Raw genomic sequence first — 15,997 nt, 5'->3', positions numbered from 1 at the left:
GCGTGAACGCATGAACAGCACCACACTCATGAGCACGGTCAAGGTCAGGAAACTGACCGTGCGGCACCGCAGAACGACCGTGCTCGACGCCGTCGACCTCGACTTCGCACCCGGTGTGCACGGGCTCCTCGGACCGAACGGGGCGGGCAAGACCTCGCTGATCCGGGTGCTCGCGACGGTCGCCGCACCGTCCGGCGGCCGGGTGGAGCTGCTCGGCAACGAGGTCGGTGCGAAGTCCGGCCACCGCAGCCGGGCGGCGGTCCGGCGCAAGCTCGGCTATCTGCCGCAGGAGTTCGGGTACTACCCGGGCTTCACCGTCCGCGAGTTCGTCGCCTATGTGGCCTGGCTCAAGGAGATGGACGCGGCGGCGGTGCCCGCGGCCGTGGAGCTCGCAGTGGCCCGGGTGGGTCTGGCGGACCGGATCGACGCCCCGGTGAAGACCCTGTCGGGCGGGATGGTGCGGCGCGTCGGCATCGCCCAGGCGATCGTCAACGCTCCGGACCTGCTGCTGTTCGATGAGCCGACCGCCGGTCTCGACCCGGAGCAGCGGGTCGAGTTCCGGGCGCTGATACGCGAGCTGGGCAGCACGTCCACCGTGATCGTCTCGACCCATCTGGTCGAGGATGTCGCCGCGGCCTGCACCGATGTGACTCTGATCGAGACGGGCCGGATCGCGTACCGGGGTACGACGCAGGAGCTGACGGCCCTCGGCGGCGCGGGCACCGGAGCGGACGGGCCGGACGGCAACCCGATCGAGCGCGGCTACACCGCTGCGCTGCGGGCGCACCGGGCGGCGGTGGCGCACCGATGACGAACCCCGAAGCACCGGTACGCCGTCGGACGCACACCGCGCTGGGGGCCGAGCTCCGGCGCGGGATCGCCCCCTGGACCGGGCTGGCAGTCGCCCTCACCCTCCTCGTTCCGCTGTGGGGCAAGGCGCCCCAGTGGCAGGGCAGCTGGGGGGAGACGCAGAGCCAGGTGCACACGGCGGCGGCGCTGCTCGGCGGTCCGCTCGTCGCCGCGGCGGCCTGTTGGCAGGGCGGCCGGGAGCACCGCCGCCGCACCGCCGAGCTGCTGCTCTCGGTACCGCGCAGCCGGCTCGCGCAGGTGACGACGGCCGCGGCACCGATCGCGCTGTGGGCGGCGGCCGGGTATCTGTTCGCGCTGGCCGTGGTGTTCGCGGCGACCGCACCGTACACCGGGGCCGGCAGCCCGTCCGTCTCGATCGTCGTCACGGATCTCGGCTTCCTGCTGTCCATCGGTTTCGTGGGCTTCGTCGTCGGCAGGCTGGTGCGGTGGCGGCTGATCGCTCCGCTGTCGGCGGTGTGCGCGTACGTCGTCCAGGGGTTCCCGGGCTATCTGGACACGGCAGCCCGATACCTGAGCCCGGCACAGGAAGTCCGCCTGAACGGATACGTACCGGTCTGGTGGTTCGCCCCGGTTCTGGTGGCGTGGACGGGCGGTATCGCCGCCGCCGTGCTCCTCGGGTACGCGGCGCGGCGGCGCCACCTGGCCGTTGTTCCGCTCGCCCTGGCGATCGCGGCCGGAACATTGATCGCGCACACGGGCGAGGACCTGTTCCGGGACGATCCGGCCGTGGCGCGCAGGGTCTGCACGAAGGCCGCCCCCGGCACACCGCAGATCTGCATGAGAGCCTCCGACGCCTCGGTACTCCCCCAGGCGTCCGAGGCGCTGCAGGGGGTGTTCTCGCGGCTGGAGGGAGTCCCGGGCGCACCGGTCAGATACGTGGACAACGGGTCCGGCCCGAAGGACGGCGAAGCCACTCTCGCCTACGTGACGCGCGGCTGGGGCATCACACGGAACCGGCTGACCGATCCCCGCAGGTACGCCTCGGAAACCGCCTTGGGTCTGGTGAACCGCGACTGCCAGGCCGGCCCGCGTGGGAAGGACCTGAAGAAGGAGGCCGAGCGTGTGGCACGCACGGCCGACGCGGTGCTGAGCTGGCTGACCGGCGAAGACTCGACGTGGTCTCCGGATTCGCGCTATCTCGCCCGTCTCAAGGCCATGCCGGACGCTGACCGCAGGGCCTGGATCGGCCGCTTCCTGGCCACCCCGCAGCGCTGCACGCCCTCGGAGGTCCCGGTCCTGTGAGCCATCGGCCGACCCACGCCGCACTCCCCCTCCTCTATATCCGCTCCCGCGCCCTCCCCCTCACCACCGCCGCCCTGACCTGCATCGTCCTCGTCGCCGCCTGGGCGGCCCACTGGCTGCAGGACCAGCCGCACTTCGACCACACCGCCCGTGTCCCGGTCATCGTGCTGGCCCCGCTGCTCGCCTCCGCCGCGATCGGCACCAGCCTGCACGCGCACAGCGACGAGCTGGACCGGACCGCCGTACGCCGCTGGTGGCCGCGCCGGCTGCTGCATCTGCTCGTACTGACCGTGCTCGCGACCGGGGCGCTCGCGTCGGCGGTCCCCGGGCACCCGGAGGAGTTCGGCGCACCGGGCATGGTGCGCAATGTGCTCGGCGCGACCGGGGTGGCCGCGGCCTCCGCCGCCCTGATCGGTGCCCGGCTGAGCTGGCTGCCGATGACGGTCTACGGCGGCGCCGTCTATCTGGCGGCTCCCCACACCCCGGGCGGCGCAGCGGCGGTGTGGGCCTGGCCGATGCAGCCGGGTCCGCAGGGTGCGGCGTGGGCGGTGGCCCTGACGGCGTACGTGATCGGGGCGGCCCTCCTCGCGGTGCGCGGCGCGCGCCCGGAGAGCGCGTAACCCTGGACGTTCCACGCCCCCAGAGCGCGTAACTCTCGTCCGTCGCACGCCCCGGGCCGCACAACGGTGCACGCTCCCCCGGACGGATCGGGTGGAACGGGCGGATCCGGCAATGCGCTGGCCCCCGACCGCGCCGAGCGGCCAGGATGGCGGTGAACCTGTCCGCCATCCACCGGAGACTCGCACCATGCCCGACATCCACGGCCCCGACACCCTCGCCCCCGTCACGCTCGACCGCCGCGAAGGCCCTTACGGCGAGGTCGTTCTGCGGGAGCGGGGGGACGACTTCGAGATCATCGCCAACGGGTGCTTTCTGATGGACACCTCCGACGGGCGTTCCGAGCGGCTGCTGATCGACGCGGCGCTGGCCGCGCTGCCGGCCGACCGGGAGGCACCGTCGGTGCTCATCGGGGGTCTCGGGGTGGGGTTCTCGCTCGTCCGGGCCGCCGCCGAGCCGCGGTGGGGGCGGATCGCCGTCGTCGAGCGGGAGCAGGCGATCGTGGACTGGCATCTGGAGGGGCCGTTGGCCGGGATCTCCGGTGCGGCGCTCGCCGATCCGCGGACCGCGATCCTGACGACGGATCTCATTTCGTACCTGCGCACGACTACGGACCGTTACGACGCCCTGTGCCTGGACATCGACAACGGACCGGACTGGACAGTCACAGAGGACAACACGAGCCTGTACTCCCCCGCCGGTCTGGCGGACTGCCGGGAGCGACTGACGCCGGGCGGCGTTCTCGCGGTGTGGTCCGCCCAACCATCCGCCGAGTTCGAACAGGCTTTGCAGAATGCCGGATTCAGTGGGGTTAGGACGGAAGAGGTAAGTGTTGCCCGAGGTGTTCCCGACGTGGTGCATCTCGCACTTCGGACGGGCTGAGAGCCCCCACCGGGTATCCGTGGCCCCCGGACGCCCGGGGGCCAAGCGTCACAAGGCCGACACTCCGCCACTTCGTCGCGCCGAAGCCGTTACACCCTGCGTAGCCGAGAGCAGTCCGCTGCCTTTACGCTGCTGACCGGTAACGGGGATCACCCACGAAATCCACAAGCGAAGACCGTGCGTCCGGGGGAATGGCCCCCGTGAGAGCGGGCAGGGGCGGGGCGATGGAACAGACACACACCACCCACAACGGTGTCGCGGCCACGCCGGGCGCGCAGCGCCGGGTGCTGGTGGTCGAGGACGACGCCACAATCGTCGATGCCATTTCCGCCCGGCTGCGGGCCGAGGGCTTTCTGGTGCAGACCGCACTCGACGGACCCGCGGCCGTGGACGCGGCCGAGGCATGGCAGCCCGATCTGATGGTGCTCGACATCATGCTCCCCGGCTTCGACGGCCTGGAGGTCTGCCGCCGTGTGCAGGCCCAGCGGCCGGTGCCGGTACTGATGCTGACCGCCAGGGACGACGAGACCGACATGCTGGTCGGCCTCGGGGTCGGCGCCGACGACTACATGACCAAGCCGTTCTCGATGCGCGAGCTGGCGGCCCGGGTACACGTCCTGCTGCGCCGGGTCGAGCGTGCGGCACTGGCCGCGGTGACGCCGCGCAGCGGCATACTGCGCCTCGGCGAGCTGGAGATCGATCACGCGCAGCGCCGGGTCCGGGTGCGCGCCGAAGACGTCCACCTCACGCCGACCGAGTTCGATCTGCTGGTCTGCCTGGCCAACACCCCGCGTGCGGTGCTCTCCCGGGAGCAGCTGCTGGCCGAGGTCTGGGACTGGGCGGACGCCTCCGGCACCCGTACCGTCGACAGCCACATCAAGGCGCTGCGCCGGAAGATCGGTGCGGAGCGGATCCGTACCGTGCACGGTGTCGGCTACGCCCTGGAGACCCCGGCACCATGACCCGGCCCGGTTCCGGACTGCGCCCTTTCTCGGTCAAGGCCAAGCTGGGCACGCTCGTGGTGGTCTCCGTGTTCATCACCACCGGGCTGCTGATGGTGGCCGTGCGCACCAGGACCGAACTGCGCTTCATCACGGTGTTCTCGGTGATCGCGACCCTGTTGATCACCCAGTTCGTGGCGCACGGTCTGACTGCGCCGCTCGACGAGATGACGACCGTGGCCCGGTCGATATCGCACGGTGACTACACCAGACGGGTGAGCGGCGCCGACCGGCGTGACGAGCTCGGCGATCTGGCCCAGACGATCAACCGCATGGCGGACGATCTGGAGGCCGTGGACCGGCACCGGAAGGAGCTGGTGGCCAATGTGTCGCATGAGCTACGAACACCCATCGCGGCGCTGAGAGCCGTGCTGGAGAACGTCGTGGACGGGGTGTCCTCGGCCGATCCGGAGACGATGCGCACGGCCCTGAAGCAGACCGAGCGGCTCGGCAGGCTGGTGGAGACGCTGCTGGACCTGTCCCGCCTGGACAGCGGGGTGGTCACGCTGAAGGCCCGCCGTTTCGAGGTGTGGCCGTATCTGTCGGGTGTGCTGAAGGAGGCGAACCTCGCCGCCTCGCACCGCCGGCTGTCCTCCGGCTCCGGGAATCACACCCGCAAGGACGTACATCTGCATCTGGATGTGTCGCCGCCCGAGCTGACCGCGCACGCGGATGCGGAACGCCTGCACCAGGTCGTGGCCAATCTGATCGACAACGCTGTCAAGCACAGCCCGCCGCACGGCCGGGTCACCGTGCTGGCCCGGCGCGGGGCCGGACCGGAATCCCTGGCACTGGAGGTCCTGGACGAGGGCCCGGGCATTCCTGAGTCCGAGCGGCACCGCGTCTTCGAGCGTTTCAACCGCGGCGAGGTGCCGTCCCCGCACGGTCCGGGCAGCGACGGCGGTACGGGCCTGGGCCTGGCGATCGCCCGCTGGGCGGTGGATCTGCACGGCGGACGGATCGGCGTGGCCGAATCCGCTCGCGGTTGCCGCATCCAGGTCACTCTTCCGGGGATCCGGCAACCGCGAGGCTGACATAGGGTTCGAACCGGAAGGGCACGTTCTACGTGTTCTGTTCAGGGGGTACGGTCCAGGGGGCCGTAGCCGCGGTCCCGCGTACCCGAAGCGAAGCGGAACCATGCCTGTTTCCCGCCATTTCCTGCGCCGAAACCCGTCTTCCGATGTGACTTGCACGACGAAGACCGGCCCGGCCTGCATGGAACGGCTGGGGAGGCGTAGCCTTGATTTCCGCTGTCCATCACCTTGTGAAGCGGAAGAGGGCGGTTGCCGCCGTGTCGTCTCAGTCCCCCAGTAACTCGAGCATCTCGACCGACCAAGCCAGCCCGGGTACGAACCCGGCTGCAGCTTTCGGCCCCAATGAGTGGCTCGTCGACGAGATCTACCAGCAGTACCTCCAGGATCCCAGTTCGGTCGATCGCGCCTGGTGGGACTTCTTCGCCGACTACAAGCCGGGTACGTCCGGCACGGCGGACAAGCCCGTTCCCGGCGCCGCAGCCGCGGGGGCTGCGGTGACCCCGGCCCCGGCCGCCACCACGCCCCAGGCCGCTCCGGCGCAGGTCCCGGCTCCGGCCGCGAAGGCCCCCGCGCCCGCGGCTCCGGCGCCCGTACAGGCCGCTCCCGCCGCCGCTGCTCCGGCAGCCCCGGCGAAGGCCGCGCCGGCTCCGGCTCCGGCTCCGGCTGCGAAGGCCGCCGCTCCTGCGCCGGCCAAGCCCGCCGCGGCTGAGGCCACCGAGGCCGCGGCCGGCCCCGAGTACGTGACGCTGCGCGGTCCGTCGGCCGCCGTCGCGAAGAACATGAACGCCTCGCTGGAGCTGCCGACGGCCACGTCCGTCCGCGCCGTTCCGGTGAAGCTGCTCTTCGACAACCGCATCGTCATCAACAACCACCTCAAGCGCGCCCGGGGCGGGAAGATCTCCTTCACGCACCTCATCGGGTACGCGATGGTGCAGGCCCTCAAGGCCATGCCGGCGATGAACCACTCCTTCGCGCTGAAGGACGGCAAGCCGACCCTGGTCAAGCCGGACCACGTCAACCTCGGTCTGGCCATCGACCTGGTGAAGCCGAACGGCGACCGCCAGCTGGTCGTCGCGGCCATCAAGAAGGCCGAGACGCTCAACTTCTTCGAGTTCTGGCAGGCCTACGAGGACATCGTCCGCCGCGCCCGCAACGGCAAGCTCGGCATGGACGACTTCACCGGAGTCACCGCCTCGCTGACCAACCCCGGCGGCATCGGCACCGTGCACTCGGTGCCCCGTCTGATGCCCGGACAGGGCCTCATCATGGGCGTCGGCGCGATGGACTACCCGGCAGAGTTCCAGGGCACCTCTCAGGACACCCTGAACAAGCTGGGCATCTCCAAGGTCATGACGCTGACCTCGACGTACGACCACCGGGTCATCCAGGGCGCCGCCTCCGGCGAGTTCCTGCGGATCGTCGCCCAGCTCCTCCTCGGCGAGAACGAGTTCTACGACGAGATCTTCAAGGCGCTTCGCATCCCGTACGAGCCGGTCCGCTGGCTCACGGACATCGACGCCTCGCACGACAACGACGTCACCAAGGCCGCGCGGGTCTTCGAGCTGATCCACTCCTACCGGGTCCGCGGCCATGTCATGGCCGACACCGACCCGCTGGAGTACCGCCAGCGCAAGCACCCCGACCTGGACATCACCGAGCACGGCCTCACCCTGTGGGACCTGGAGCGGGACTTCGCGGTCGGCGGTTTCGCCGGCAAGTCGATGATGAAGCTCCGCGACATCCTCGGTGTGCTGCGAGAGTCGTACTGCCGTACCACCGGCATCGAGTTCATGCACATCCAGGACCCGAAGCAGCGCAAGTGGATCCAGGACCGGGTGGAGCGCACGCGCACCCAGCAGCCCGAGCGCGAGGAGCAGCTGCGCATCCTGCGCCGGCTGAACGCCGCCGAGGCGTTCGAGACGTTCCTGCAGACCAAGTACGTCGGCCAGAAGCGGTTCTCGCTGGAGGGCGGCGAGTCCGTCATCCCGCTGCTCGACGCGGTCATCGACTCCGCCGCCGAGGCCCGCCTCGACGAGGTCGTCATCGGCATGGCCCACCGCGGCCGGCTGAACGTGCTGGCGAATATCGTCGGCAAGTCCTACGCGCAGATCTTCCGCGAGTTCGAGGGCAACCTCGACCCCCGGTCGATGCACGGCTCCGGCGACGTGAAGTACCACCTGGGCGCCGAGGGCACCTTCACCGGCCTGGACGGCGAGCAGATCAAGGTCTCGCTGGCCGCCAACCCCTCGCACCTGGAGGCGGTCGACCCGGTCCTGGAGGGCATCGCCCGCGCCAAGCAGGACATCATCAACAAGGGCGGCACGGACTTCACGGTCCTGCCCGTCGCGCTCCACGGCGACGCGGCCTTCGCGGGCCAGGGCGTCGTCGCCGAGACGCTCAACATGTCGCAGCTGCGCGGCTACCGCACCGGCGGCACCGTGCACGTGGTGATCAACAACCAGGTCGGCTTCACCGCCGCCCCGGAGTCCTCGCGCTCCTCGATGTACGCCACGGACGTGGCGCGCATGATCGAGGCGCCGATCATCCACGTCAACGGTGACGACCCCGAGGCCGTCGTCCGTGTCGCGCGCCTGGCCTTCGAGTTCCGGCAGGCGTTCAACAAGGACGTCGTGATCGACCTCATCTGCTACCGCCGCCGCGGTCACAACGAGGGCGACAACCCGGAGTTCACCAACCCGCAGATGTACACCCTGATCGACAAGAAGCGCTCGGTGCGCAAGCTCTACACCGAGTCCCTCATCGGTCGTGGCGACATCACGCTGGAAGAGGCCGAGCAGGCGCTGCAGGACTTCCAGGGCCAGCTGGAGAAGGTCTTCGCGGAGGTCCGCGAGGCCACCTCGCTGCCGGCTCCGGCACACGCCCCCGAGGTCCAGCCCGAGTTCCCGGTCGCCGTGACCACCGCGGTCTCCCAGGAGGTCGTGAAGGTCATCGCGGAGTCCCAGGTCAACATCCCCGACCGGATCACCGTCCACCCCCGTCTGATGCCGCAGATGCAGCGTCGCGCGGCCTCGGTGGAGAGCGGCACGATCGACTGGGGCATGGGCGAGACCCTGGCCATCGGTTCGCTGCTGATGGAGGGCACCCCGGTCCGGCTCGCCGGCCAGGACACCCGCCGCGGCACCTTCGGCCAGCGTCACGCGGTCCTCGTCGACCAGGTGACCGGCGAGGACTACACCCCGCTGCTCTACCTCTCCGACGACCAGGCCCGTTACAACGTCTACGACTCGCTCCTCAGCGAGTACGCGGCGATGGGCTTCGAGTACGGCTACTCGCTGGCCCGTCCGGAGTCGCTGGTCATCTGGGAGGCCCAGTTCGGTGACTTCGTCAACGGCGCGCAGACCGTCGTCGACGAGTTCATCTCCTCGGCCGAGCAGAAGTGGGGCCAGACCTCCGGCGTCACGCTGCTGCTGCCGCACGGCTACGAGGGCCAGGGGCCGGACCACTCGTCCGCCCGCCCGGAGCGCTTCCTGCAGCTGTGCGCGCAGAACAACATGACGGTCGCCATGCCGACGCTCCCGTCGAACTACTTCCACCTCCTGCGGTGGCAGGTGCACAACCCGCACCACAAGCCGCTGGTCGTCTTCACCCCGAAGTCGATGCTCCGCCTCAAGGCGGCCGCGTCGAAGGCGGAGGAGTTCACCACCGGCGGCTTCCGCCCGGTGATCGGCGACGACTCGGTCGACCCGAACGCGGTGCGCAAGGTCGTCTTCTGCGCCGGCAAGGTCTACTACGACCTGGAGGCGGAGCGCGAGAAGCGCGGCGCCACGGACACTGAAGCTGCCAACACGGCGATTATCCGTCTGGAGCGCCTGTACCCGCTGCCGGGTGCCGAGCTCCAGGCCGAGATCGCCAAGTACCCGAACGCCGAGAAGTACCTGTGGGCTCAGGAGGAGCCGGCCAACCAGGGTGCCTGGCCGTTCATCGCCCTGAACCTGATCGACCACCTGGACCTGGCCGTCGGCGCCGACGTCCCGCACGGTGAGCGCCTGCGCCGCATCTCGCGGCCGCACGGTTCGTCCCCGGCGGTCGGCTCGGCCAAGCGCCACCAGGCCGAGCAGGCACAGCTGGTCGCCGAGGTCTTCGAGGCCTGACGCTTCGAGACCTGACCGGTCGCTGTACGCACGACGAGGGGCCCGGTTCCGCGAGTTGATCGCGGGGCCGGGCCCTTCGTCGTGCATACGGTGGGCTTCGGACCACCTGAGTGCTTCAGACCATCTGAATGCTTCAGATCATCTGCGGTTCGAAGTCCCAGTACGGACGGTTGCGGGAGCGCGCCGAGACCGTGTGGACGTGCTGCTCGCCCAGGGTCGCCGCCAGGTCGCCCAGCGCCTCCGTCTCGACCTTGTCCGCACGCTGCAGATCCCGGAGACCGCGCAGGTCCGCGGCGTGCGCGATCCGGGCGGACAGGGTCAGCGGATGGGTCCGGCCGAGGACCTCGACGGCCCGGGTGATGACCGAGTCCGTCAGTGCGGCGGCGGATTCCGGATCGCCCACCAGGTTGCGCAGCGCCGAGGCGTTGATCGCGCAGCCCAGCGTCCAGGGGTGGTTCTCGCCCACGGCCCGCGTCATGTCGGCGAGCGCCTCCTCCAGGAGGGTGTGCGCGTGGTCCCGCTCGCCCACGTTGCGCAGGATCAGGGCATGGTTGGCCCGGGTCCCCGCCACATACGGGTGTTTCTCGCCGAGCATGTCCACATAGCCGGCGACGACCTTCTCGCTTATGTCCCTGGCCCGGTCGATGTCGGCGTGCTCACGGGCGAAGCAGCTCTGGCTGGCCGCGAACATCATCGTCAGGGGGTCGTCCTCGCCCAGCACACGCTCGGATCGTTCGAGAACCCGGGTAAACAGGGCCGCGGCCTTGGCTCGCTCCCCCGAGCGGTACTGGCACAGCGCGAGATTGTGCTCGGCGCGCAGGGTCTGCGGGTTGTCGGAGCCCATGACCAGCCGGTGCACCCTGGCGCTCTGGTTCTGGAGCGACAGGGCGTCGCCGTACCGGCCCAGCAGGCGCAGGTCGGTGGCGTAGTTGATCTCGGAATAGAGCGTCCAGCTGTGGCGCGGTCGCAACAGTCGGCGCCGGGCCTCCAGGGTGCGTTGGTTGAGCTCGAGCGCCTCCTCGTACCGGCCCAGCAGACGCATCGAAGTGCCCAGGTTGTTCTGGGCGTTGAGCGTGCGTGAATCCTGGTCGCCCAGCAGTTCGCGGTAGGCGCCGAGGATCCAGCTGGAGATGTTCAGCGCCTCGTCGTACCGGCCCAGGCCCCGCAGGTCGGCGGCGAGGCCGCTGGCGGCGCGCAGGTGTTCCAGGTCCTGCGGGCCGCGTTCGGCGCGCAGATGGTCGACGGCGGCCCGTTCGATGGCCTCCGTACCGGCGTAGTCGCCGACAGCCCGCAGCAGGTTGGCGTAGTGGTAACGGAGGTCCCAGACTCTGGAGTAGTCCTCGCCGAGGAGTTCCCGCCAGGCCTCCATGGCCCGTGCGCCCAGCTTGATGCCGGCCCGGTACTCCCCGGAGAGGTACATGTAGCGCAGGCAGTTGAGTACCAGGCTCTGCACTCCCGGGTCGGTGCTCTTGAGTACGTCGGCCCATTTCAGGTGCGGGGTGATCTCGGCGTAGGCGGGCCACAGACGGGTGTCGGTGGGCCGGCCGGGGTCCGCGGCCGCGAGGGCTCGGCGGACCACGTTGATGAACTCCTGACGGTCCCGCTCCGGCATGTCCTTGCCGATGATCTGGTGGACCATGCGGTGCATGTAGAGCGATTCGCCGGACGACGCCTCGTCGGCCACCGATTCGTGGGACTCCAGGCGGACCACGGAGTACTGGCGGAGCTGGCCGATCGCCCTGTTCCACAGCAGCGGGTCGTTCATCAGGCCGGAGAGCTGTTCCGGCAGTTCGCCGGGGGGCATTTCCTTCAGCAGCCGTACGGGGATGGAGCCGGGTGCGAAGAAGCTGCACAGGCGCAGCAGGTCGACGGACTCGGGGACGGTGTCCCTGAGCTTGTTCAGCAGTATCGACCAGGCGGTCTGGAAGGCGAGCGGGAAGTCCGCGGAGACCTTGACGACGTCCTGGTCGATGCCGCCTTCGAGGAGCTCGATGTACTCCTCGACCGACATGTCGGAGTCGTTGAGCCAGCCGGCGGTCTGATCGAGGAGCAGCGGGAGGTCTTCGAGTGCGTCGGCGAGCTGGTCGGCCTCGGCCGGGGCCAGGCGCGGGGCCCGGCGGCGGATGAAGGCGACCGACTCCTCGCGGTCGTAGACCGGGACCTCGACGAGGTTGCTGTTGTGCTCGCTCCACTCAGGGTTGCGGGAGGTGATCAGGACGTGTCCGGGGCCGGTCGGCACCAGGTCCCAGATGTGTTCGGGTTCGTCGGCGCCGTCGAGGACGAGGAGCCAGTGGGAGTGCGGTTCGCCGCGGCGCAGTGCATCGCGTACCGCGCGCAGCCGCTCGCCGTACTCGGCACCGGTGGACAGGCCCAGTTCGGGGGCGAGTTCGGCGAGTTTCTGGCGGTAGAGGGCGCGGCGGTCGGCGGGCACCCACCACACGACGTCGTACTCGGAGCCGAAGCGGTAGACATACTCGGCGGCCAGCTGGGTCTTGCCTACGCCGGACATGCCGTGCAGGGTCACGACGCCGGCTCCGGGTCCGGCGTCCTGGAGGGCCCGGTACGCCTTGCTGAGCAGTTCCTCACGGCCGGTGAACCGGGTGTTGCGGCGTGGCACCCCGCCCCACACCTCGGGGGTGTCGGCCGGATACCGGGTCCCCGGCCTGGCATCGACGGGCTCGGGGAGCGGGTCGGTGGGCAGGCCCAGGCGTACAAGGAGGCGCCGTTCGGCCTCGTCGGCGCCGACGTTGGTCAGGTCGGCGGCGGCGAAGACCGAGGTGGCGCCGGGCAGCGCGGAGGTGGTGACACAGACGGCGGCGAAGCGGTCGGGGTCGGCGGCGACGACCTCGCGCAGGGCCCTGTTCCACTCCTCGTGGCTGCGCGGTCCGAGCTGGAAGTACCAGTCGCTGAGGATCACCAGGACACGGCCGCGCGACAGTGTCAGATCCCGCAGCGACTCCTCCAGCGGAACCTCCACCGGGGGGTCCCAGCGCTGCTGGACGACCGTCACCCCACGCCGCTCCAGACGGTCTGCGGTCCACGCCGCCCAGGCGCGGTTGAAACCGGCGAAACTGATGGTGACGGTCTGCGCCCCGGCTGCTCCAACTTGCTTACGCGTTCCGGGCATTCAACCATCTCCCTGCCTAGATACGGGCCTTGTCAAGATACACCGGAGCATGGTCGCTCCGATCGATACCACGCGGTCGCTCACTGCCTTCGCGAGCCGTTCCTCTGCTGCCATATCACCTTGGCGGTGGCCACGTACGCCTCCGCGCGCGCGAGATGACCCGTGGGGGGCGGACAATCGTCCAGACGGTGGTAGAGCGCGATCATCTCGTCGACCAGCACGCGGCCTTCGCGGGTCAGTGCCGCCGATCCGGCCAGCACGGGCATTACGGCCCCGACCTGTTCGCGGCAGCGGGCGTGCTCGGCCCAGGCGAGGTCTCGGTGGGTGACGCGCTGCGCACTGAGCGCGAACCGCTGCCAGTAGTCGGCCAGCGCGATGTGCGAGTAGGCGCCCTGGAGCAGGCCGTCGAAGGGCCTGGGGTCGGAGCGCCAGGGGGCGAAGTGGCGTGGTGTCGCGTCCTCGTGATGCAGCGGTACGAGGGAGCCGAGCGCGGCCAGTTTGGTGTGCTGGAGTTCGTGGACGAGGGTCGAGGCGAAGTAGGCGGGAGTGGCGGGTTTGCTGCTGAGGACGGCGCCGAACGCCTCGCGCCTGGTGCCGCTGCAGTGCGCCACACCGTCGCCGAGGGGCCCGGAGCCGGGTGGCGGTCCGAGCGGCACCAGGCAGCGCAGCAGGACGGCCGCTTCGGTGAGGCGGTGTTCGCCGCCGATGCGGAGCAGGGGCTCGATTCCGGCCCAGGACTCGGCCCAGGCCTTGCGTTCGTGATCGTCGATGTGGGTTGCGGCGCTCAGTCCGTGGCGCCGGAGTCCGCCGCCCTCGGTGCGGTACGGGTCGACGTCGTCCATGGGTACAGGTCCGGTGCCCGGCAGTACGGCGGGCAGGGCGAGCACGGGCAGCCAGCGCGGGTCGGCGGAGCAGGCCGTGCCGTCCTGTTGCGTATGCACGGTGATCAGCGGTCGGCCATCGGCCTCGAATACCGTCAATTCCCCTTCGGCGAAGACGATGTCGGCCGAGCCCGAGGCCGTGCGGACGGCGCCCAGGGTGGGCAGTGACAGAAGTCCGTCGTGTGCGGTGAGCCGGGTCGTGAACGCGACTCCCGCGCGGATCGCGGCCGCGGCGGTGAGAGCGCTCAAGTGGTCCATATCGGCCTTGAGTTCGATCCCGGGGGTACTGCCGGAGAGGCCGCGCAGGCAGCGTTGCGCCCAGGGGCCCGTGAAGGGGTGGAGCAGGACGGTGCGCACGGCGGCCCGGTCGGCACGCTCGGACGATTCCAGCAGTACCCAGTCCTGGTGCAGCCGGTCGAGTGCCTGAGGGGGGCAGACGGTCGTGGGGGCGGCCTCGGCCGCGTCGAGCAGGGCGCGCAAAAGAAGAAGCCGGCGGGTGTCCTGGTCGCGTACGAGGACGCGGAGGGTGTCGGAGTCGCCCTCCGTGCGGCCGAGTTGGCGCAGCATGCGATCCGGGAGCAAGGGGTTCGGTGGGGGGATCATCGGTGTGCTCCTGCGGTTGCGTCGGACAGCCGGTCCGCGATGTGACGCACCAGCCGTTCGAGATCGGCGCAGTAGACGGACGGGTTGGTGAAGCCGTTGTCTGCGCGGTAGCGGTGTGCGTAGTGGCCGGCGCCGCAGACGGTCAGCAGCGGGCAGGCGCGGCAGGCGGCGGCGAGCGCGTCGGCGCCCGCCTGGCGGGCGGCGACGCCGGGGTGGCCCAGGGCGTCGTCGAAGGTGTGGCGGAAGACGTCGAGCCCGGTGGCGGCGGCCGTGTCGTAGGCGGACTTGAGGGAGTCCACCTGCTCGATCGAGCCGTCGGTCTCGACCACGATCGCGTTGACGGGGTCGAGGCCGAGGGATTCCGTGGCGGCGGGCAGGCCCAGCAGCAGGGCGATGCACTCCTCGAAGAGCCGCACCCGGGTCTCCCGGTGTGCGGCCGGCCACCAGCGGTCGAAGACGGTGATGAGCCAGTCGCCGTACGGGGCCGGGCGGCCCGAGCCCGGCCCCGCGGGGGCCGTTCCCGCGCCGGGAAGGCCCGGCGGGGGATTCGTCCAGTTGCCGTGCGGCAGCAGCAGGTCCAGGGCCGGTGGGCGCAGGGCGAGCAGCGACTCATACATCTCTACCGGGTCGGTCCGCGGGTCGACGACGGTGAGGATGCCCGCGTACGCGTCGGGGTGCCGTTCGGCGAGGAGCCGGGCGCCGCGCGAGGCGGCGGGCCATGAGGGTCGTCCCGCGTGGTCGGTGCGCAGGGTGTTGTGGGCGGCCAGACCGCCGTCGAGGCTGATGCCTATGCGTATGCCGTGCCGGGCGAGGGCGGCGATGCGGGCGTCGGTGAGCAGGGTGGCATTGGTCTGCACGGTGGTGTGGACGGTGCAGTGCGCGGGCACCACGTCGCGTACCCGGTCGGCGAGGGCGGCCAGCCGGTCCACGCCCGCGAGAAGGGGTTCGCCACCGTGCAGGACGAGGGCGACGTCGCGCAGTCCGTGGGCCGCGGCGTGTTCGGCGATCCGGTCCGCGGTGCGCTCCAGGACGGCGGGTGCGGCGGCGGCCGGGCGGGCGCGCCAGGTGCGGTCGGGGCCCTCGTAGAGGTAGCAGTAGCGGCAGGCCAGATTGCACCGGCCGTGCACCTTGACGATGAACTGCCCGAAGGGGACCGGGAGTCGGCCGGCGGCACTGGTGTCCACGCGCCGGGGTGTGCGCGGCGTCGCCTGTCGAGACACTCCGGCACCCCCGTGCTGCATGTCTGCCGGGACGGCCCCCGTCGCCGGCCCGAGGCGAGTATCCCAGGCCTGCCGTGCGGGCAAACCCGTCCCGGGCCAGGATGTCCTGTTCAACCGGGCCCCGGACCGAAATCCTCCGGCTCCGGCCCCGTCCTGAGGAACCGCGTGGCTCCCCGCCTCAGAAGGCGCTGTTGAATCCCCACAGCATTTCCCGCGGCTGCTCGGCCCGGCCGCACAGATCCGCGACCACCTCGCTGAGCACCGGGTGGTCCAGTGTCCGCAGCGCCTCCAGATCGAGTTCCAGCAGATCCGGCAGCGCGTCCGGCCCGCCGGACGACCCACCGCCCGACCCGCCGTTGCCTGTCGACTCGCTCATCACGCCTCCCCGTAACACGTACTGCCGCATC

Annotated in this window: 11 protein-coding genes; 7 read left to right on the top strand and 4 right to left on the bottom strand. The window is 70.5% G+C overall.

Annotated features, from left to right (window positions below):
* Window positions 1-10 precede the first annotated feature (10 nt).
* The 7 genes from ACZ7IB_RS04865 to ACZ7IB_RS04835 all read left to right on the top strand — a co-directional run bounded on the left by ACZ7IB_RS04865 (window position 11) and on the right by ACZ7IB_RS04835 (window position 9,759).
* On the top strand, window positions 11-811 hold the full coding sequence (locus tag ACZ7IB_RS04865; protein ID WP_470909190.1) for an ABC transporter ATP-binding protein: 801 nt from the start codon (window positions 11-13) through the stop codon (window positions 809-811).
* Window positions 808-2,112, top strand: a complete 1,305-nt coding sequence (locus ACZ7IB_RS04860) for a hypothetical protein (protein WP_470909188.1) — start codon at window positions 808-810, stop codon at window positions 2,110-2,112. The genes ACZ7IB_RS04865 and ACZ7IB_RS04860 overlap by 4 nt, the downstream gene beginning before the upstream one ends.
* Window positions 2,109-2,732, top strand: coding sequence for a hypothetical protein (locus tag ACZ7IB_RS04855; RefSeq protein ID WP_470909186.1), 624 nt, complete (start codon window positions 2,109-2,111; stop codon window positions 2,730-2,732). The genes ACZ7IB_RS04860 and ACZ7IB_RS04855 overlap by 4 nt, the downstream gene beginning before the upstream one ends.
* A gap of 187 nt (window positions 2,733-2,919) precedes the next feature.
* Window positions 2,920-3,612 (top strand): spermidine synthase family protein, encoded by a 693-nt coding sequence (locus ACZ7IB_RS04850; protein ID WP_470909184.1) that lies wholly within the window; start codon window positions 2,920-2,922, stop codon window positions 3,610-3,612.
* A gap of 224 nt (window positions 3,613-3,836) precedes the next feature.
* Window positions 3,837-4,574, top strand: a complete 738-nt coding sequence (locus tag ACZ7IB_RS04845; protein ID WP_030079431.1) for a response regulator transcription factor — start codon at window positions 3,837-3,839, stop codon at window positions 4,572-4,574.
* A complete protein-coding gene (locus ACZ7IB_RS04840) occupies window positions 4,571-5,647 on the top strand; it encodes a HAMP domain-containing sensor histidine kinase (RefSeq protein WP_383039470.1) in 1,077 nt (358 codons plus the stop codon). Before ACZ7IB_RS04845 ends, ACZ7IB_RS04840 begins: the two co-directional genes overlap by 4 nt.
* A 257-nt stretch (window positions 5,648-5,904) precedes the next feature.
* Complete coding sequence (locus tag ACZ7IB_RS04835) at window positions 5,905-9,759, top strand: multifunctional oxoglutarate decarboxylase/oxoglutarate dehydrogenase thiamine pyrophosphate-binding subunit/dihydrolipoyllysine-residue succinyltransferase subunit (RefSeq protein ID WP_470909183.1); 3,855 nt, start codon at window positions 5,905-5,907, stop codon at window positions 9,757-9,759.
* 133 nt (window positions 9,760-9,892) lie between these two features.
* On the opposite strand, the gene fxsT is transcribed toward ACZ7IB_RS04835, so the two are convergent.
* From fxsT to fxsA, 4 genes are all read right to left on the bottom strand, one after another.
* Window positions 9,893-12,886: an FxSxx-COOH system tetratricopeptide repeat protein gene (gene fxsT, locus ACZ7IB_RS04830; protein ID WP_470909182.1), complete on the bottom strand. Its 2,994-nt coding sequence runs from the start codon at window positions 12,884-12,886 to the stop codon at window positions 9,893-9,895.
* Between the two features lie 80 nt (window positions 12,887-12,966).
* Window positions 12,967-14,370, bottom strand: coding sequence for an aKG-HExxH-type peptide beta-hydroxylase (locus ACZ7IB_RS04825; RefSeq protein WP_470909180.1), 1,404 nt, complete (start codon window positions 14,368-14,370; stop codon window positions 12,967-12,969).
* Window positions 14,367-15,611: an FxsB family cyclophane-forming radical SAM/SPASM peptide maturase gene (locus tag ACZ7IB_RS04820; RefSeq protein ID WP_470909178.1), complete on the bottom strand. Its 1,245-nt coding sequence runs from the start codon at window positions 15,609-15,611 to the stop codon at window positions 14,367-14,369. Before ACZ7IB_RS04820 ends, ACZ7IB_RS04825 begins: the two co-directional genes overlap by 4 nt.
* Window positions 15,612-15,768: 157 nt before the next feature.
* The gene (fxsA, locus tag ACZ7IB_RS04815) at window positions 15,769-15,966 is read right to left on the bottom strand and encodes an FxSxx-COOH cyclophane-containing RiPP peptide (protein WP_266358025.1); all 198 of its coding nucleotides are present in this window, start codon (window positions 15,964-15,966) and stop codon (window positions 15,769-15,771) included.
* Between the last annotated feature and the right edge of the window lie 31 nt (window positions 15,967-15,997).

This window comes from Streptomyces sp. NPDC037301 (genome assembly GCF_055602785.1).
The sequence above is the reverse complement of the archived record's forward strand: the minus strand, read 5'-3'. Positions and strand labels throughout refer to the sequence as shown.

What these genes read in the sequence shown, in the direction of transcription:
- ACZ7IB_RS04865 (WP_470909190.1), top strand. Translation starts at nt 11, where the DNA reads ATGAACAGCACCACACTCATGAGCACGGTCAAGGTCAGGAAACTGACC.
- ACZ7IB_RS04860 (WP_470909188.1), top strand. Translation starts at nt 808, where the DNA reads ATGACGAACCCCGAAGCACCGGTACGCCGTCGGACGCACACCGCGCTG.
- ACZ7IB_RS04850 (WP_470909184.1), top strand. Translation starts at nt 2,920, where the DNA reads ATGCCCGACATCCACGGCCCCGACACCCTCGCCCCCGTCACGCTCGAC.
- ACZ7IB_RS04845 (WP_030079431.1), top strand. Translation starts at nt 3,837, where the DNA reads ATGGAACAGACACACACCACCCACAACGGTGTCGCGGCCACGCCGGGC.
- ACZ7IB_RS04840 (WP_383039470.1), top strand. Translation starts at nt 4,571, where the DNA reads ATGACCCGGCCCGGTTCCGGACTGCGCCCTTTCTCGGTCAAGGCCAAG.
- fxsT (WP_470909182.1), bottom strand. Translation starts at nt 12,886, where the DNA reads ATGCCCGGAACGCGTAAGCAAGTTGGAGCAGCCGGGGCGCAGACCGTC.
- ACZ7IB_RS04825 (WP_470909180.1), bottom strand. Translation starts at nt 14,370, where the DNA reads ATGATCCCCCCACCGAACCCCTTGCTCCCGGATCGCATGCTGCGCCAA.
- ACZ7IB_RS04820 (WP_470909178.1), bottom strand. Translation starts at nt 15,611, where the DNA reads ATGCAGCACGGGGGTGCCGGAGTGTCTCGACAGGCGACGCCGCGCACA.
- fxsA (WP_266358025.1), bottom strand. Translation starts at nt 15,966, where the DNA reads ATGAGCGAGTCGACAGGCAACGGCGGGTCGGGCGGTGGGTCGTCCGGC.